13 protein-coding genes, 1 tRNA gene and 2 pseudogenes are annotated in these 16,257 nt (G+C 37.1%); 11 read left to right on the top strand and 5 right to left on the bottom strand.

Going from position 1 to position 16,257, the window contains the following annotated elements; translation table 11 throughout:
* Positions 1-450 precede the first annotated feature (450 nt).
* The 5 genes from VB740_RS18835 (at position 451) to VB740_RS18815 (ending at position 5,969) form a co-directional block, all read left to right on the top strand.
* Positions 451-1,476, top strand: coding sequence for a hypothetical protein (locus VB740_RS18835; protein WP_323201463.1), 1,026 nt, complete (start codon positions 451-453; stop codon positions 1,474-1,476).
* A 63-nt stretch (positions 1,477-1,539) separates the two neighbouring features.
* Positions 1,540-2,661, top strand: coding sequence for a glycosyltransferase family 1 protein (locus tag VB740_RS18830; protein WP_323201462.1), 1,122 nt, complete (start codon positions 1,540-1,542; stop codon positions 2,659-2,661).
* Between the two features lie 163 nt (positions 2,662-2,824).
* Positions 2,825-3,364 (top strand): hypothetical protein, encoded by a 540-nt coding sequence (locus VB740_RS18825; RefSeq protein WP_323201461.1) that lies wholly within the window; start codon positions 2,825-2,827, stop codon positions 3,362-3,364.
* 31 nt (positions 3,365-3,395) lie between these two features.
* Positions 3,396-4,526: an acyltransferase gene (locus tag VB740_RS18820; protein ID WP_323201460.1), complete on the top strand. Its 1,131-nt coding sequence runs from the start codon at positions 3,396-3,398 to the stop codon at positions 4,524-4,526.
* A gap of 192 nt (positions 4,527-4,718) precedes the next feature.
* Positions 4,719-5,969 carry a glycosyltransferase gene (locus VB740_RS18815; protein ID WP_323201459.1) on the top strand — a complete coding sequence of 417 codons (1,251 nt, stop codon included), beginning with the start codon at positions 4,719-4,721 and terminating at the stop codon, positions 5,967-5,969.
* A gap of 311 nt (positions 5,970-6,280) precedes the next feature.
* Here VB740_RS18815 and VB740_RS18810 read toward each other — a convergent pair whose 3' ends face one another.
* Positions 6,281-6,511, bottom strand: a complete 231-nt coding sequence (locus VB740_RS18810; protein ID WP_323201458.1) for a hypothetical protein — start codon at positions 6,509-6,511, stop codon at positions 6,281-6,283.
* Between the two features lie 73 nt (positions 6,512-6,584).
* Here VB740_RS18810 and VB740_RS18805 point away from each other — a divergent pair, with 73 nt between their 5' ends.
* Both VB740_RS18805 and VB740_RS18800 read left to right on the top strand, forming a co-directional pair.
* The gene (locus VB740_RS18805; protein WP_323201457.1) at positions 6,585-7,541 is read left to right on the top strand and encodes a hypothetical protein; all 957 of its coding nucleotides are present in this window, start codon (positions 6,585-6,587) and stop codon (positions 7,539-7,541) included.
* 38 nt (positions 7,542-7,579) lie between these two features.
* On the top strand, positions 7,580-9,526 hold the full coding sequence (locus VB740_RS18800; RefSeq protein ID WP_323201456.1) for a right-handed parallel beta-helix repeat-containing protein: 1,947 nt from the start codon (positions 7,580-7,582) through the stop codon (positions 9,524-9,526).
* A 260-nt stretch (positions 9,527-9,786) separates the two neighbouring features.
* Here VB740_RS18800 and VB740_RS18795 read toward each other — a convergent pair whose 3' ends face one another.
* Positions 9,787-11,913 carry a GumC family protein gene (locus VB740_RS18795; protein ID WP_323201455.1) on the bottom strand — a complete coding sequence of 709 codons (2,127 nt, stop codon included), beginning with the start codon at positions 11,911-11,913 and terminating at the stop codon, positions 9,787-9,789.
* Positions 11,914-11,973: 60 nt separating this feature from the next.
* Here VB740_RS18795 and VB740_RS18790 point away from each other — a divergent pair, with 60 nt between their 5' ends.
* Positions 11,974-12,120, top strand: coding sequence for a hypothetical protein (locus VB740_RS18790; protein ID WP_323201454.1), 147 nt, complete (start codon positions 11,974-11,976; stop codon positions 12,118-12,120).
* A gap of 329 nt (positions 12,121-12,449) precedes the next feature.
* Here VB740_RS18790 and VB740_RS36820 read toward each other — a convergent pair.
* Positions 12,450-12,696, bottom strand: a pseudogene (locus tag VB740_RS36820) (transposase); the annotation flags it as partial.
* A gap of 849 nt (positions 12,697-13,545) precedes the next feature.
* On the opposite strand from VB740_RS36820, the pseudogene VB740_RS18785 reads away from it, so the two are divergent.
* The 3 genes and pseudogenes from VB740_RS18785 to VB740_RS18775 form a co-directional block, all read left to right on the top strand.
* Positions 13,546-13,746: pseudogene (locus VB740_RS18785) on the top strand (reverse transcriptase domain-containing protein); the annotation flags it as partial.
* A 335-nt stretch (positions 13,747-14,081) separates the two neighbouring features.
* Positions 14,082-14,339, top strand: a complete 258-nt coding sequence (locus VB740_RS18780) for a hypothetical protein (protein WP_323201453.1) — start codon at positions 14,082-14,084, stop codon at positions 14,337-14,339.
* A 15-nt stretch (positions 14,340-14,354) separates the two neighbouring features.
* A complete protein-coding gene (locus VB740_RS18775) occupies positions 14,355-14,963 on the top strand; it encodes a HEAT repeat domain-containing protein (RefSeq protein ID WP_323201452.1) in 609 nt (202 codons plus the stop codon).
* A 246-nt stretch (positions 14,964-15,209) separates the two neighbouring features.
* Here VB740_RS18775 and VB740_RS18770 read toward each other — a convergent pair.
* Both VB740_RS18770 and VB740_RS18765 read right to left on the bottom strand, forming a co-directional pair.
* Positions 15,210-15,280, bottom strand: a tRNA-Cys gene (locus tag VB740_RS18770).
* Positions 15,281-15,554: 274 nt separating this feature from the next.
* Positions 15,555-16,145, bottom strand: coding sequence for a chromophore lyase CpcT/CpeT (locus tag VB740_RS18765; protein WP_323201451.1), 591 nt, complete (start codon positions 16,143-16,145; stop codon positions 15,555-15,557).
* Positions 16,146-16,257 lie beyond the last annotated feature (112 nt).

The following is a 16,257-nucleotide window of genomic DNA, read 5'->3' as shown; positions in this document are numbered from 1 at the left end:
AAAAGCATTGTCTAGCAAGGCTTTTAGAGACATATTGAAAATATGTAGAATACTTACTCCGTAATACTTTGATGAGACTTCATACTTATTATTGCTAAATAAATTAATCACTATTTCTGATATTTCTGTTGATCATTACATAAATATTTCCTCAATACGACGTGCAAATATGATAAAAAATAATTCATCCATATCACATCTAATCTATATTGATTCACTAAAAGGTTTAGCTACTTTATATATAGTAATTCACCATATCACACTTCAATTTAATATAGAAAAGCTAGAGTCAATTAGTTTTTTAATGAAATTTTTTGTCCCTTTATTTAATACTGGTCACTATGTAGTTGATCTGTTTATTGTACTTTAATGATCAATCCCAACAATCACAATTAGCAATAAAATGAACTTTGCGATTTTTTTTATCTATTTTTAAGGGAGTAGTTACATATGCGAAATAATTTAGAATTAATGCTAATTGAATCTGCCAAGCTTTCAAAAAATAATATCTGCATTATTACAGGAAATGCACCTAACCTCTTTCCAAAGATTAATAATGTTTTGCTGCGAACTTTTTTTAAAGTCATTACATTAGTCATAAATCATATTGATTTGGGGAGAAAAATAAATAAAGCCAAAGATAAAGATGCAGTCATAGTATATTCTTTCTCAACAGAATTTCTATTTTTCTCCTTTTTAGTTTCTTTTTGGACTAAAAATGTTTATTTAGTAAATAATCATAATATCCAACAAGCTTATGAAAACCCATTCATGAATTTGATGCTTAAAATATATCACTATCTAGGATACAAATTTATTATACTTGAGACCTCTTCTGTCCTAATGGATTTAGGTTATGAAAAACAAGATTTAAAAAGACATATTTCATTACCTCACTCTGTTGTAAGCAGTGTAAATATTGCCAATAAATCAGATTGGTTTAATACTGAGGAAATCGGAAAGAAAAAAGTTGGTATTATTGGAGAATCAAGACGAGGGAAAAATTTTTCTAATACCCTTGATTTAATTTTAAAAATTGCTAAAAAATTAGATATTTTATTAATTATTGGCACTGATAATTTTTCATGTTTTGAGGATATGGATTTGCAGGGAATAAAATTGATTGATACATCTACTAATGATGCCTATATGGCTGCTTTATCAGCCTGTGACGTTGTTGTATTGAATTATGAAAAATCAAAGTATTTTTACAGGTGTAGTGGTGTTGCGGCAGATGCAATTGGTGTACAAACTTATGTAGTATGTCCCGACTTTCCTTTTATGAGTAGCCAAGTTAACTATCCAGCAAAAGTTGGAGTAGTTTATCAAGATGAGACGGATTTAGAAATAGCTTTACAGCAAGCTTTAGCATTAAATATTCACTCTGATAATTCTACATTTGAAAGTCATTACATAGAGCGTTCTCTTGCCAAAACTGCCTCTATTCTAGATCAGGCTATTCAAGCTAATTCTTAAACAGAAATAAGCATGATTTAAGTAATTGTAGGGATATAAAATCAATTTATTGGGACATATGAGATGCGAGTAATGATTGTGCGACGAGTACCAGGATCTACGTTTAGTCTAGAGGTCTATGCTGACAACCTAATAGCAGAATTAAGGAAGGTGCGACCAAATTGGGAAATTGCCGAAATTGCTCCCATTGCCTGGAATAGCCCTGATAAACTCTATCTATCAGGCTTGGGCATTAAAAAATACTATGAAACTTTTTGGCGGCATCCTCTCGCTGTATCTCGATTAGAGGCAGATATTTTTCATGTAATTGATCAAAGTGATGCTCATATCGCCTATGGACTGCATCGAGCTAACAAGCCCGTAGTTGTCACCTGTCATGACTTGGTACAGTTTATCTACCCAGAAATTTTGCGAGATCAGTCACGTCTACCTGCATTGAGTATGGCTATGTGGAAATATTCCGTGGGTGGAATGGAAAAAGCTGATCATGTAATTACAGTTTCTAGAAATACAGCTAAAGATGTAAATCGGATTCTAAATATCAAGTCAGAGCAAATTACTGTTGCCCCAAATGGGATAAATCCAGAATTTCGTGTACTACCTGATGCAGAGGTTGCCAAGATTCGTGAGCAGTGCCAGCGATCGCCTGACACTTTTTGTTTGCTGAATGTTGGTAGCACCCATCAACGCAAAAACATTTTGACAATCCTACGAGTATTAAAAAATTTAAAAGAACAGGGATTCCCAATATGCTTATGGCGAACAGGAGGTAACTTTACTCAAGAGCAAAAAGCTTTTATTCGAGAGCATCATCTAGAGCCATATATTTGCGATTTCGGTAATCCAGATAAAGCCAAACTAGTACAAATTTACAATGCTGCCGATGTACTTTTAGCTCCCTCTTTATATGAAGGATTTGGATTGACAGTTGTAGAAGCAATGGCCTGTGGCACTCCTGTGATTACTTCTAATGTTTCGTCTTTGCCAGAAGTCGTAGGAGATGCGGGGATCATGATTGATCCCAATTGTCCGCAAGCGATCGCAGATGCAGTTATTGAGCTTTATAAAAACCCCACTCTTTATAAGAACTCAATTGAGAAAGGACTTGCGAGAGCCAAGTTGTTTTCCTGGCAAAATACAGCAGAACAGGTAGCAACGGTTTACGAAAAAATTTTGAACCTATAGAGATCCTAAATGATTTCTGAAAAAGATTAACCAGAAATCTCGCCAAATTGTCAACAATAATTCATACACTAGTATTAGTTTAAACCTAGATAATTATTTATAACCTGAGAGATTTTTACTCAACTTATAACTTTTCAAATATCCTCTTAAAATCTGAAACATCATGAACCCCAAAACTATTGTAGGTAGCATTCTCAGCCGTATTTATAATCAGATTATTACTAGTATACCGTCCCGTAAAATACGCATGGCTTATCTCAATGCGTACCTAGCACGAGTAGGAACTGGTACTTCAGTACAGATGGGATGTAAATTTCTAAATGGGAGAACAGTTTATTTAGGGGATCGCAATGTCATTAACTTTGGCTGTTTATTAGATGGTCGCCATTCCAAAATTCAAACGGGTGCTGATGTTTCTATTGGACCTGAAGCTAGTATTCTCACATTAGGTCATGATCCACAATCCCCAGACTTTGCTGATAGGGGTGGCGATGTTAATATTGGCGATCACGCTTGGATTGCCTATCGGGCAATAATTTTGCCAGGAGTCAATATAGGAGAAGGTGCTGTGGTTGGTGCTGGTTCAGTAGTTTCACGGTCTGTTAATCCTTATTGTATTGTCGCAGGTAATCCAGCCAAAGTAGTTGGAGAAAGATCACATGATCTAACTTATCAACTTAATTATTTTCCTTGGCTACTTTGATCAGAGTACGCTACTCGTTCCTCTCTGAAGAATGTATGAAAATCAGGATAATACGTTTATCACGATGAATAAAAAGAAATTATTGGGTATTGAATTTTGCCGAGGACTATCGACCTATGCAGTTATTCTGGTTCATTCAGGAGATGAAACTTGGGGGCTTCCTACTAATCCCAGTGCTATAGAATTTCGGTTACATTTCTATTTTGCTGTTCCATTCTTTCTTGCAGCAGCTTTTTATTTCATGACTGCTAAACCAGGGATTGCCTACTCATCAAAGTTCTGGCGAGCGAGAGTTGAACGGATTTTAATTCCCTATGCAATTTGGAGTGTTATCTTCTTGGTATCCAGAGTAATCATTTTCACTCTTACCAATAAGTCTGATCGAATGCAACAACTTTTACAAGATCCTCTATCAATTGTTTTCTTTGGCGGTGCTTCCTACCATCTTTATTTCTTAACTCTTCTGTTTGCTGGAACATCTCTAGTATTGTTAATTCCATTTCTGGAAAGGTTGAAAATTAGCAATTATGGGTTACTGTTACTATCAGTTTTAAGTATAGCCTTATATCACTTTATTGAAGCTTCTGACAATTCATTTCAACTAGGCACAAATGTTGCTTTTCAAAGTTTATTAAGTTATTTACGAATTAATGCAGAACAGCATCCTCTACTCCGGCTAATTCTGGTTGAGGTTGCTTGGATAATTAGGTGTCTACCCTATTTTTTTGTCGCGTTAACATTAAATCGACTCCTTCAGAAAGTAAAATTATTACATACTAAATTTGCTACTTTTTTATTGGCTATTTTATTCCTATGCAGTAATATGTTCGGAAGTTTTTTCTTGCCTGGAGCCTTACAATCACTCCTCATAGCATATGCCATGCTCCTATTCAGTATTTCCCTATCCAGATATTTTGGGGAAAATACTGTAGACAGCTTGGTAACTAGTGTGGGAGCATGTTCCTTTGGTATTTACTTAATTCATCCATTTGTGCTGAATACTGTGAAATATTTAGTATGTAAAGTATTACCTGAACTTACAAATTCCATCTCAATTCCTTCCATGCTAGCTCTTTCTATACCTTGCTTTTTGATATCTTGGGTAGTCGTTGCTTATTTCACTAGAAATAAGCTGACAGCAAAATATCTATTTGGCATCTAAAAATTTGAAGTTATCTAGATTGTCAATATTTTTGCAATTTGGATATGAAGATCAGGGTAGTATGCTGAGCGGTAGGTGAGGCCTGCGTCAAAAAAAGCGTTCCACTGCGGAAAAACCCTTCTCTTCATGACACTACCAACATAAGTTTGATTGTAAGACTAAAAGTGTATATTCTCTGTGGACGTTAATATTATGAAGGTTCTAATCTCTGCCTATTCCTGTGAACCTGGTAAAGGTTCAGAACGAGGTGTTGGTTGGAATGTTGCTCGCGAAGTCGCCAAATATCACGAGGTTTGGGTACTAACTCGACCCGACGAAAGTAAAGAAGCGATTGAAGCAGAACTTTCACTCAATCCGATTCCCAATTTACATTTTGTTTACCTCACACTTCCCTTTTGGAAAGATAGCCTACGATGGGGGCAATCTGGGGCAATGCAATTGCACTACTACCTTTGGCAAATTCAGGCATATTTAGTTGGCAAGAAACTACATGAGAACATTGGATTTGATGTGATTCATCATGTTACATTTGTTCGCTATGCTTGCCCTAGTTTTTTGTCCTTTCTACCTGTACCTTTCGTGTGGGGACCGGTAGGTGGTGGCGAATCAGCTCCTTTGCCATTTTGGACAGACTTTAACTGGAAAAATAAGCTCTACGAAGTGGCTCGGTTAGCATGGCGATCGCTTGGAGAACTCGATCCTTTTACGCGGTTAACTGCGCGGCGCAGTGCGATCGCCTATGCAACAACAGAAGACACAGCAAAGCGGGTACGAAAGATGGGCGCTTCCTGCGTTCAGGTCGATGCAGCGATCGGTATGTTCGCAGAAGAATTTGAACAGCTTGCTCAGTACCCACCCCCTGACAATTCTTCCGTGAGGTTTATCAGCATTGCCCGTCTACTGCATTGGAAAGGTCTACATTTAGGCTTGCGTGCTTTTGCCAAGGCCAAGCTTTCTGATGCCGAATACTGGATTTTAGGGGATGGGGCTGAAATAGATCGACTGCAAGACCTCGCACTCAATCTAGGTATTGCTAGTCAAGTTAAGTTCTGGGGTTTATTACCTCGCGAAGAGGTACTTGCCAAATTAGGTCAGTGCTCTGTTTTAGTCCATCCCAGTCTGCACGATTCAGGAGCGGGGGTCTGTTTAGAAGCTATGGCTGCTGGAAGACCCGTTATCTGCCTAGACTTGGGAGGACCAGCAGCGCAAGTTACCTCAGAAACTGGTTTTAAAGTGCTAGCAGATAACCCAGAACAATCAGTTAGTGGACTATGTGAAGCAATGATTCGTCTTGCCAGCGATCATAATCTGCGATTACAAATGGGGCAATCAGGACAACAGCGCGTGAGGGAATGCTATAGCTGGGAAGTCAAGGGCAAACAACTAGCCCAAATTTATGAAGAAATTTTTGCTGGAAAATCTCTAAATCATCAATCATCATGAACGTTTGTTTTAATTTCTGCATTACACAGATATTCAAAACCAATATCTAATAAAAAAAATCTTCCAAAATAGCTAGCTACCTAATTTTTTCAAGGTAAAAACTCGTAACCCAATATGTAAATTTTTATTTGGATTAAACTAGATTGAAGTTATATTTTTTGTAGCTATTTTTTGATTGTCAGTACTTTCTCGGCTGCACTACACTAGGATATAAACTTATACTTCATAAGATAACACTGCTAGATGTCTATGAAAAACAAAGGATATATCCAAAATTCACTTTTGATCATTTTGACATTCTGTAGTATTTTTTATTCGCGTATTATAGCGACAGCAATTCGTTTTTCACTGTTAAATCTATTCCATTTTGCCTTAGTACCAGCAGTGTGCGTAATTGCTTTAACTACAACTCGAATTAAAGAACCTAAACAAATTTCGCTTTGTTTTTCATTTATATTGGCTTTGATCGTGTTGTTTGGAGTTACCCTCGCCAGCGCACTTTGGAATAATGCAGGTTTAATTAATGCGATCGTCAGTTTCATGATGCTAGGAGAACCTTATATGTTTCTGCTTGCCATGACATGCATCCCTATTACCGAGCAAATTGTCGGGAAAATGAAAAAATTATTGTACTGGTCTGTACTGATTAATTTTTTGTTAGCTGCCGCTCAAAAGCTCCTGATTGATAGTGGCAAGCTCTATGCTGGTGGATTAGATGGAACTGACGGATGCGGGGGAGTATTTTTTGTATCAGGAGCTGGAAACTATATTTCAGCTACTGTCTCAATTGTGTTTGCTCTTTACTTTTGGACATCTGGCAAAGATAAACCCCTATGGCTCAAAATTGCTGTAGCAATGGCAGCTATCTGGCAACTTTTATTTTCTGACTCCAAACAGTTAGTACTTGCTTATGGAGTTGCATGGGGGCTGTTGATTATAATCAATTCAAAGAATATTGTTAAAACCTTAAAACTTGTTCTTGGTCTAGTACTAATTGTAATTATAGGTGTTTGGTGTGTAACAAATGTAGAAGCATTTAAAGCCTATACAGCTTGGGCTAGACCCGAACTCTATGGCTTAGATGGTCTTGCTTGGTATGCCAAGTTCTACTCTATTCGCACGATTCTCGCTCACTTCCAATCTCCTTTCAACTGGTTAGTAGGTCTAGGTCCTGGACACACAGTCAGCCGTCTTGGAGCATGGTTTTTAAGAGATTATGCAGCACTTTTAGGTCCTTTAGGAGCCACTACAACAGGTATTGGTCAAGACTCTATGGACTTTGTCGCTGGTTTTTGGCTAACCAGTGGGTCTAGTCTATTTAGCCCCATCTTTGGCTGGTCTGGTATTTGGGGTGATCTAGGTTTATTTGGATTAGGTGCATACTTTTATCTTGCATTTTTAACTTGGCGATTTTTTGCCTGGAATGATATTGCAAAGGTGACTATTTTAAGTGTATTTGTCATGGGTTGCATTTTTACACAAATGGAAGAACCTGGATATATGATTTTTATTGCTTTTATTTTGGGATTGTCATGGCATGAACACCAAATGCACTTAGGAACACGCAAGTAAACTCAAAATAAATCAATCCTTATACCCAATCTAGACACATGACTAATAAACTATTTAAATACTCAATCTTTTCTCTTTGCTTTGCTACTTCTCTTGGCATTTTAATTTTTTTCAGTAAAAGTGTTGCAATACCTAATAATAATTATTATATTATCGCACCAACTGGTTCAGATAAAAATCCTGGAACAATCGATCGCCCATTTAAAACCATTCAAAAATGTGCCACTGTTGTTCAGCCAGGGGAAACTTGTTGGCTAAGAGCAGGTATTTATCGTGAACAAGTTCGTCCTGGGGTTTCAGGGACAGCAGAAGCACCCATAACCTTTGCAGCTTATAAAAATGAAAATGTCACTATTTCTGGAACTGAACCAGTTGAAGGATGGACTATAGATCGCAACTCAGTTTATCGTAGCCAGGTGAATTTACCTGTTAATGGCTATAGCGATATAAATTTCTTTGCCAATCAGTTATTTATCAATCGGGAAATGATGCCGGAAGCCCGTTTTCCCAACATGGATGAAAAACAACGAGATTTTCTGCGTCCGAGTCTCATAGGTGGAGGTGTCAAAAGTCAGGGAGAACTATTAGCTAGTATTGAAAACAAAGAAATCCCTAATTTGTCTGAGGGATGGACTGGTGCGAAAGTCTGGACTAATGAATGGTACACCACCCGCACAGGTACAATCACTGGTGGAACAGCAGGAAAATTAACTGCTCAAATGAGTGCTCCTTGGGATAGGGGTGGATTTTGGTTTTATCTGTTTGGCAAATTAGAATTACTTGATAGTCCAGGAGAATGGTTTTACGACTATAAAAGTCGAATTCTTTACCTCTGGTCGCCTGACAGTAAGCTCCCAAGTAACGTAGAAGTAAAACAGCGGAACTTTGCTTTTGATTTAAGCGATCGCTCTTATATCTCTTTACGTAATTTAAACCTATTTGCTAACACAATTACCACGAGCGATCGCAGCATTAATATAGTTATTGATGGTATTCGGGCTAAATATGTGTCCCACCACATGACTCTGCCACCCCTACCCCAGTCAGAACAAGCTCCTACTTCTGATAATGCTTTGGTTGTAGCTTCTCATGCCCATGATACTGGAATTCAATTACGTGGAAACAGTCATACATTAAAAAACTCAATAATCGAATTGAGTTCTGGTAATGGTGTTCTGCTAGAAGGTAGCAATCACACAGTAACCAATAATATTATTATCAATAGTAATTACATGGTGTCCTATGCGGCTCCTGTCCGCATCAATGGCAATGGTCATAAAATTACTCATAACACAATCTATCGTGCTGGTCGTGACGCAATTAATATTGATTGGCATACCGCAGGTACAGATGGTCGTAACATTGAAATTGCCTACAATGACATTTCTCAGTTTGGTATGCTCAGTACTGACTTGGGTGCTATTTATATTTGCTGCCACGTTAATTTAGAAGGTGGTTCGATTCATCATAACTGGATTCGAGATGCCCAAGCTTTTAGTCCATTCTGGGGAACTCGTGGTATTTATTTAGACATCGAAACCTTTAACAGCACCATTCATCATAATGTAGTCTGGAATTTAACTGGAGGAAAGGACAACCATAACTTAGTGGTAGGTAGTCCTCGGGGATACGACCGAGTCTTTAATAATACTTTTATGGGAGATGTGGTTACGGGTGGAGGTTCGATTGAAACGCGTAATAATATTTTTGCAGTATCTAAAACTATAGCTGCCAATAAACAATCCAATAACTTGTTTATCAATAAAAATCCTAAGTTTTCTCAACCTCCTACAGAAGCCTCCCAATCTATTCCCGACTTTACCTTACAGTCAAACTCTCCAGCCGTGGATGCTGGGGTGATGATTCCCGGAATTACAGAAAATTTTGTGGGTAATGCACCCGATATTGGTGCATACGAACGAGGAGCTCCTATATGGAAAGCTGGTTCGATTTTAGATAACACTCTGAAAAAAAATAATTTATGAGAAATATGGGTTTTAAGACCCCGAAAGTAGCCGTAACTGGCAGCCTAAAACTGGTTATAGAGCAGGGGAAACGCACCTTATTTCCTAACAAAAACTAATAAGGATTTCAAAGTAATCTATACAAGTGCAAAACTTGACAAAATTATAAACAAAATAAATCAGTTAATTCAATCCATGTTGGCTACTTGTATTACACAAAATCAAAAAATATTTGCCTATTTACCTGCAATGCCCTCTGCCATTTTTTAGTTTAGTCGAACTTATATTAACTTATTAACTACTACGCCCAAAACAGGTATTTTAGACATACTCAATGGCGAGCTTGCTTCTTTAAGCTTTGAAGCTTGTAATTTACCTAAACCAGTTACTAAAATCACTCCGTCAGTATGATTAGCTAATAAATTTACATCAGCATAATCAACAATAGAAGCAACGTCGTAGATGATTAAATCAAAGCTATATTGTAATACTTCCATCAAGTCTCGCATTTTTGAGGAAGCTAATAGTTTACTAGTATCAACATCACTACTTGCCTTTATAGAAGATAGGATAAATAAGTTATTATCTACCAAAGATTGTTGAATAAGGGTTTGAGTATTTAAATTCTTAGATGATAAAACATCGCTTAAACCTATGGTTGAATGTAATGCCACAAAACTAGTTAAATTATTTGGATTACGCATATCAGCATCGACGACTAAGACTTTCGCTCCTACAGCAGCTATTGCTCTAGCTAAATTAAGTGCCACGGTAGATTTCCCTTCGCCGGATACCGCAGATGTAATAATTAAGGAATGGATATCTTTATTTTTTTTAAATAAACCTAAGTTAGAACCTAAAGAGATATAAGCCTCTATAGATTGTAGTTGTAGGTTTTTGAAAGCATAATTTTCATTATAATTATTATTTATTAACTGCTCTGCTTTTGAATTTGATAGTTTAATTAAACTATTTTTTTTATAAAAATTAACTCTCTTTTTCTGAGATTTATCAAAGGGAATGATACCTAAAATAGGTTGATTAGTAATTTTTTCAATTTCATTAGGATTATAAACTAAATTTTGGTATTGCTCAAAGAGCAATGCTGCGCCTATACCAAGTAACAGTCCTAACAACGTACCTAGTATCATATAATTAACGACACTTGTAGCATCAGCTTTAGGTTCTTCTGGGAGAGTAAGTAATTTCCAAGGAGCATCTCTTTGAGCAGATTCCAGTTTTAAGATTTCTCTTTTAACTAGAAGTTCATCTAGTGGTTGTGCTGTAATTTTCATTCGTCGTTCAATAATTTCATATTCCCTTGTGATCTCCAACCATTCTTGGAGAGTTTGTTGCATCTTTGCTATTTCTTCATTAATATTTTGTAACTGTTTTTTTTCTAAGTTAATCTGATTACCAAGTTTTTGCTGAATAGTGGGTATTTCTAGATTTATTAGAGAAACTATAGCTCGTCTTTGTTCTTGTAGATTTTGAAACTCAATACTTTGATCTGTAAAAATAGCAGATTTTTTGGCAATTTCACTATCGATTTTTTGTAAATCTTCTAAGAGTGCATTGTATCGGGAAGTACCAACTAGCATGGTTGTGGTTGATGCAGTAGACTTTTCTTCAAGTTCTTTTTTAGCAAGAGCAGCTAATCTTTGAGTTTTTTCTAATTGTGATTTGTATTCTATTTGCTTAACGATTAAGCTATCTATCCTTTGAGGTATTTGAGAACCCTGAACTTGAGGATCAAGAAAATTGTATTTTTTTCTTAATTGTTGTAATTGCTGATTGAATATATTAACCTGAGTCTGTATTCTGGGAATTTGCTCTTCTAAAAAATCCAGTCCTCGATTTAGCCCAGATTGTCTTCTTTTTAAACTATATGTTAAATAAGCTTTTGCTAAGGCTTGGGAAACATCTTTTACCTGCTGGTGATCACCATGTTGATAATAAACTTGTAAAATATTTTTGTCTTTATTAGTTGTTAAGGTGAGTGTGCTAATAATGGAATCGTAATCAATCTCTGGATATTTATGTTTCATATTTAAAACAATAGGCATGATTATCTCAGGGCTTTTTAATTTTTTCAGTTGTACTTCATCTAAATCAACAGAAGTGATTTCTTCTGTAGTTTTTCCCGAATCTGTAGCAGAAGCACTAACTTTTGTTTCAATAGTGACTGGTTCAGAAAATATTTCAAAACTAGATTCATAAGTAGGAGAGCGGTTGCTCGCGCTAAAAAAAGCCAAAGAAGACATAAAAATAGCCATTCCAGCTACTATATGAATTTGCCGAATAATCTTATCTTTTAAATCAGCTAAATTTAATCCGCCTTCGGCAGTTTCGTCATTTTGAAAATTTTGATTCATGTGCGCTATTTGGTGAGATTTATTTACGTCCATGTTTTTGCTTTAGTGAAATATTTCAGATAATGTTTTAAAAGTTGAAACGAGTTAAAAATCATGCAAACCTCTGGGACATGTACATTAACATTTTCAGAAGGCTGGAATATTTTGATAGAGGCTTACCCTGAATTTTTCACATACCTTCAAAAACAAGAAGCCAAAAACTACCAACCTTTATATGGCAAAATCAGTCCAGCAGTTTGAGCATGGCTTGAAATAAAATAAAACAGAGCATATACTAAAACACTTTAGATTTGATGTAACTTAGACACAGTAGGAGGAGCATCCCCTCTGCTTCTCAAATGCAAAATTTAGGAAGGCATAACTGAGTGTAGTGAAATCATTTTCACCAGTATTTTGGATATATACGTGTATTAGACAATGAAGTGCAGAAAGCTGGATAAAATAATCACTGGAAAAATAATCAAAACTATCAGCAAACTCAATGAACTGCCACCCCGAACAAAATTAATAAGTCTGTAGTTTTCTTAAGCATAAACCATAGTATTAAAGTTCATTTGTGAAGTAAATATTTAGACGGATATACGATGTAACATAATGCGGATCATAGAGGCATATATAGTAGCTTCACTTGTTTCAAGAAGATGTTCGTAATTCTTATTTAGTATGGTACTGGTTAAATTAGCCAAATGTCATTTTTACGACCTAACGCTTGGGTAAAACTTTAAAATCTTCATAGGTAAAGGACATAGCCTTAACATGAGCTTGAATTATCAACCCAAGAGCTAGTGCAAACTTATAACCGTTATAGCCTGAGTCAGCCTAAATGGCTTTAAATTTATTGATTAAGAGAGCGATTTTTTTCGGGGGAGATGGGGCTGGCAATGCGGTAAGATGACCCAATGAGCGATTCTGAGCAACTTGTCATCTACCAGCTTCATATTTTATCCTGAGCATCAGTCCCATAATTTGGCGTAGGGTCAAAATCCGCAGCGACAGCACAATCGCTGATTTGCACTATTTCATTCAGATAGAGGTAAATATAGCGAAGACACTTTTGGCGAATTTGCTTTGGGTTTTTAATCCATCTTTTATACACAGTACAATTACACAATTACTCCCCCAATTACTGTTGGTGTTTTCGCTTGCAAGCTCATAGGAGCTTCATTGTGAATATTTAAGTGATGGAAATTACCTGCTAAAAAGTTTAACCCCTGTTACAGGTGTTACAGAATAGACCCAAACCTTAATCAGGAGTGTAAGCTGATGCAAAAAAAGCAAATGAAAGATATGGTAGTGTTGTTGCCTGGAATTTTGGGCAGCGTACTACAAAGAAACGGTTCAGATATCTGGAATCTATCACTCTAAGCAGCCATCAGAGCAACTGGGGAGATAGTTTTTCGACGTTCGTTATTTGAAGAACTAATAGTAAGAGAAGACGATCCAGAAAGAGATTACTTGGATGATGGTATCAAAGCGACAGGTTTAATCCAAGATGCAACCTTAGTTCCTGGGTTTTTCAGGGTTGACGGTTACTCGTATTTAAGAAATCAGCTGATCAAAAATTTTCAAGTCACACTTGGTAAAATTGACTCTCATACCCCCGCTAACTTTAATAACCTTAACTCCTATGCCAACGGAATAGAAAAACGAGTTATTGAACTAAATATCACACCTAAAACATCGGCAGAAAAAATTGCCGAGCCATCAATCCGATACGCGGATGACATGGTTATTATACTCCGACCCGAAGATGACGCAACAGAGATACTTGAAAGAATCAGCGAGTTCCTCCGCAAACGCGGAATGAAGGTAAGCCAAAAGAAGACCAAAGTTACCGCCGCGACAGATGGGTTTGATTTCCTCGGCAATCCAGCAGTAAAAGCCAAGGAAAACGACTAGTAATAGTTGGCGACCCTGGCGGTGGAAAAAGCACGCTATTACAAAAAATTGCTGATTGGATAATAAATGAAAAACAAGGGCTGCCAATTTGGATTTCTTTAGCTCAAGATGAGTTTAACGATGAATCAACTAAGACAAAAGATGTAAGTGATGAGGGTTGATTATATAAATATTTATCAAACAATTGGCTGAGAAATGCATCTAAGGAACCAGAAGTTACACCAAAAATATGGCGGCAAATTTTTAAATTAGAAATTCTTCAAGGTAATTAGTTATGGCTGATATTAGATGGTGCTGATGAAATGGCTGTTAGTTCTCCTCTGAAAAAGATTAAAGAACAATTAACACTCGGATGGACTGGTTCAGTCAGAGTAGTATTAAGTTGCCGTTTAAATTTATGGTCGGAGTCAAAAGATGTTCTCAGCGATAAATTTGATGTTTATCGTACTTTAGATTTTAATTATCCCAATCAAGTACATCAATTTATTAAAAATTGGTTTGGAGTCGATAATAAATTAGCAAATAATCTTCAGGAGCAACTAGAAGAACCAAATCGATAACGCTTACGAAACCTGGTGAGAAATCCCTTAAGATTAGCGCTTTTATGTTCCATTTGGGAAGCAAGCTTAAAGAATGAATTTATTCAAAAATTAATTAATTTCAAATCCGGGTGTGGTGATTTTTATTGGTATCGAGCCTATTTTCTCGCCGCAGCAGGACTTGGAGAATTTGAAAAATGTAATGCAGCAAAACAAATAGTCAATAAAATTGTTAAGTGGCGCTTTGAAAACATCAACTTGAAGAGCGAAGAAATTAGAGAAGAGGCTAATACAGCATTGCTTCAGACTCATAGAAAAAATGCGATCGCTGCCTTAGTCGAGCTAACCCGCAAGGCACAGGATGAATTCACCCGTTGGAAAGCAGCAGAATCTTTAGGGAAAATCGACCCTGGCAACTCGGATGCGATCGCAGCCTTAGTTGAGCTAACCTGCAACGTGCTGGATGGATATATGCCAAAGAGAGCAGTGTCAAGTTTGAAGGAGATTTTAACAGTGGATCAGATGCCTTTCGTTGTTACTAAGTTGAAGAATGATTCAAAGCTCTATCCCTCAAGTTACTCAGTCATCTGGTACTGCGCCCAATCTCTCAGCTACCCTGAATTCTATCAAGCTTGGCATCGTTAGTAGATTTTTACAGATTGATGCCCCAGTTTCTCAAAATTATGTCAGATTAACCTGCTAACCTATTCATCAACTGCTGATAAATCACGTCTAGCCACACCTGAATCACAGGTTTACCTTCATTTAAAAATGCGATTCCTGTTTTCGGTCATCCGCTACAAGACAAAGCGATCGTTTTTGGCGATCGCTTTGACTATCATTTACCCCAGTTTATCTGTTTTCGATTATCCTAAAAGGTTGAAAGCCTTAAGGCGGCACCCGGATTTGAACCGGGGGTGGAGGTTTTGCAGACCTCTGCCTTACCACTTGGCTATGCCGCCACAGCAAGATTCCCTGAGCTACTTTAATCTTTCTAAGGTATCTTAGTAGCCATAGGACGCTAGTTAAACCATGATAGCATAGGATTCTGAGGTAGAGATAGTGGGTTAAGTGGATGTTTCTGGTAGTTTTTAAGCGATCGCTAGATGGACGTCATAAACCAAATCCAAAGTTTTTGAGGTAGAGATAATAGGATGGTAGTATTTAGGCGATCGCTAGAGAGTCCTGATTACAGGATAAATAAGTTATGAGTTATGAGTTTTAATTCCTCACTTCTTAAACCTTGACTTCATCGGCAAAACTGCCCCATCTGACAAAGTGAAATGGGCCAGCGATAGAACCCCACAGATGTTCATCAGTGTCTAAATCCCTTCCCCGGTCGAGGCTGAAAAATTTTTGAGCATCAATCTCAAATTCGTTATCCAGATAAGTATTTTTGCCGTCACGAAACACAATGCAGCATTTTCCAGGTTCAACCCTGCCTTTAAAGCTGTTACCTGTCCACTCTACAACCATGTTGCAACCTGACATTTTTTCCAATTGGTCAACGGATAAACCTTTTAAACGTTCAGGATCGCGAGATGCGCCGTAAAATTTTTGTTCTTCTTTAACTGTGTAGTGTTCAATAACAATGTGGTTTTCTACCGGAATCAATTTCATTACCCGCATCCGGTAGGGTTGATTGAGCATAAAATCATAAGCTTGTTCGAGAAACAAACTTACTCCTGAGAAGAATTCCAACGGAAGGGGACGGATACACACACGAATGTGGGCATAAAAAGGCGGATTTTCAAAAGCTTGTTCTTGATTACTAAAGTCAGCTGCCATCCACCGGGCTAAAGTGGCAATATCAGTAGAATGAGTCACGTCGCTTCGCTCCGAATTCAAAATTTAAAATTCAAAATTCAAAATTAATAATCCCCATACTTCTCTACGTTCCCTGCGGGATGCTACGCAAACGCGCAGCGTGTCGCAGACA

The organism is Nostoc sp. UHCC 0251, assembly GCF_034932245.1.
In the GTDB taxonomy this organism is placed as follows: Bacteria; Cyanobacteriota; Cyanobacteriia; order Cyanobacteriales; family Nostocaceae; genus Nostoc.
Note: the sequence above shows the minus strand (reverse complement) of the source record. Positions and strands in the feature narration are given on the sequence as shown.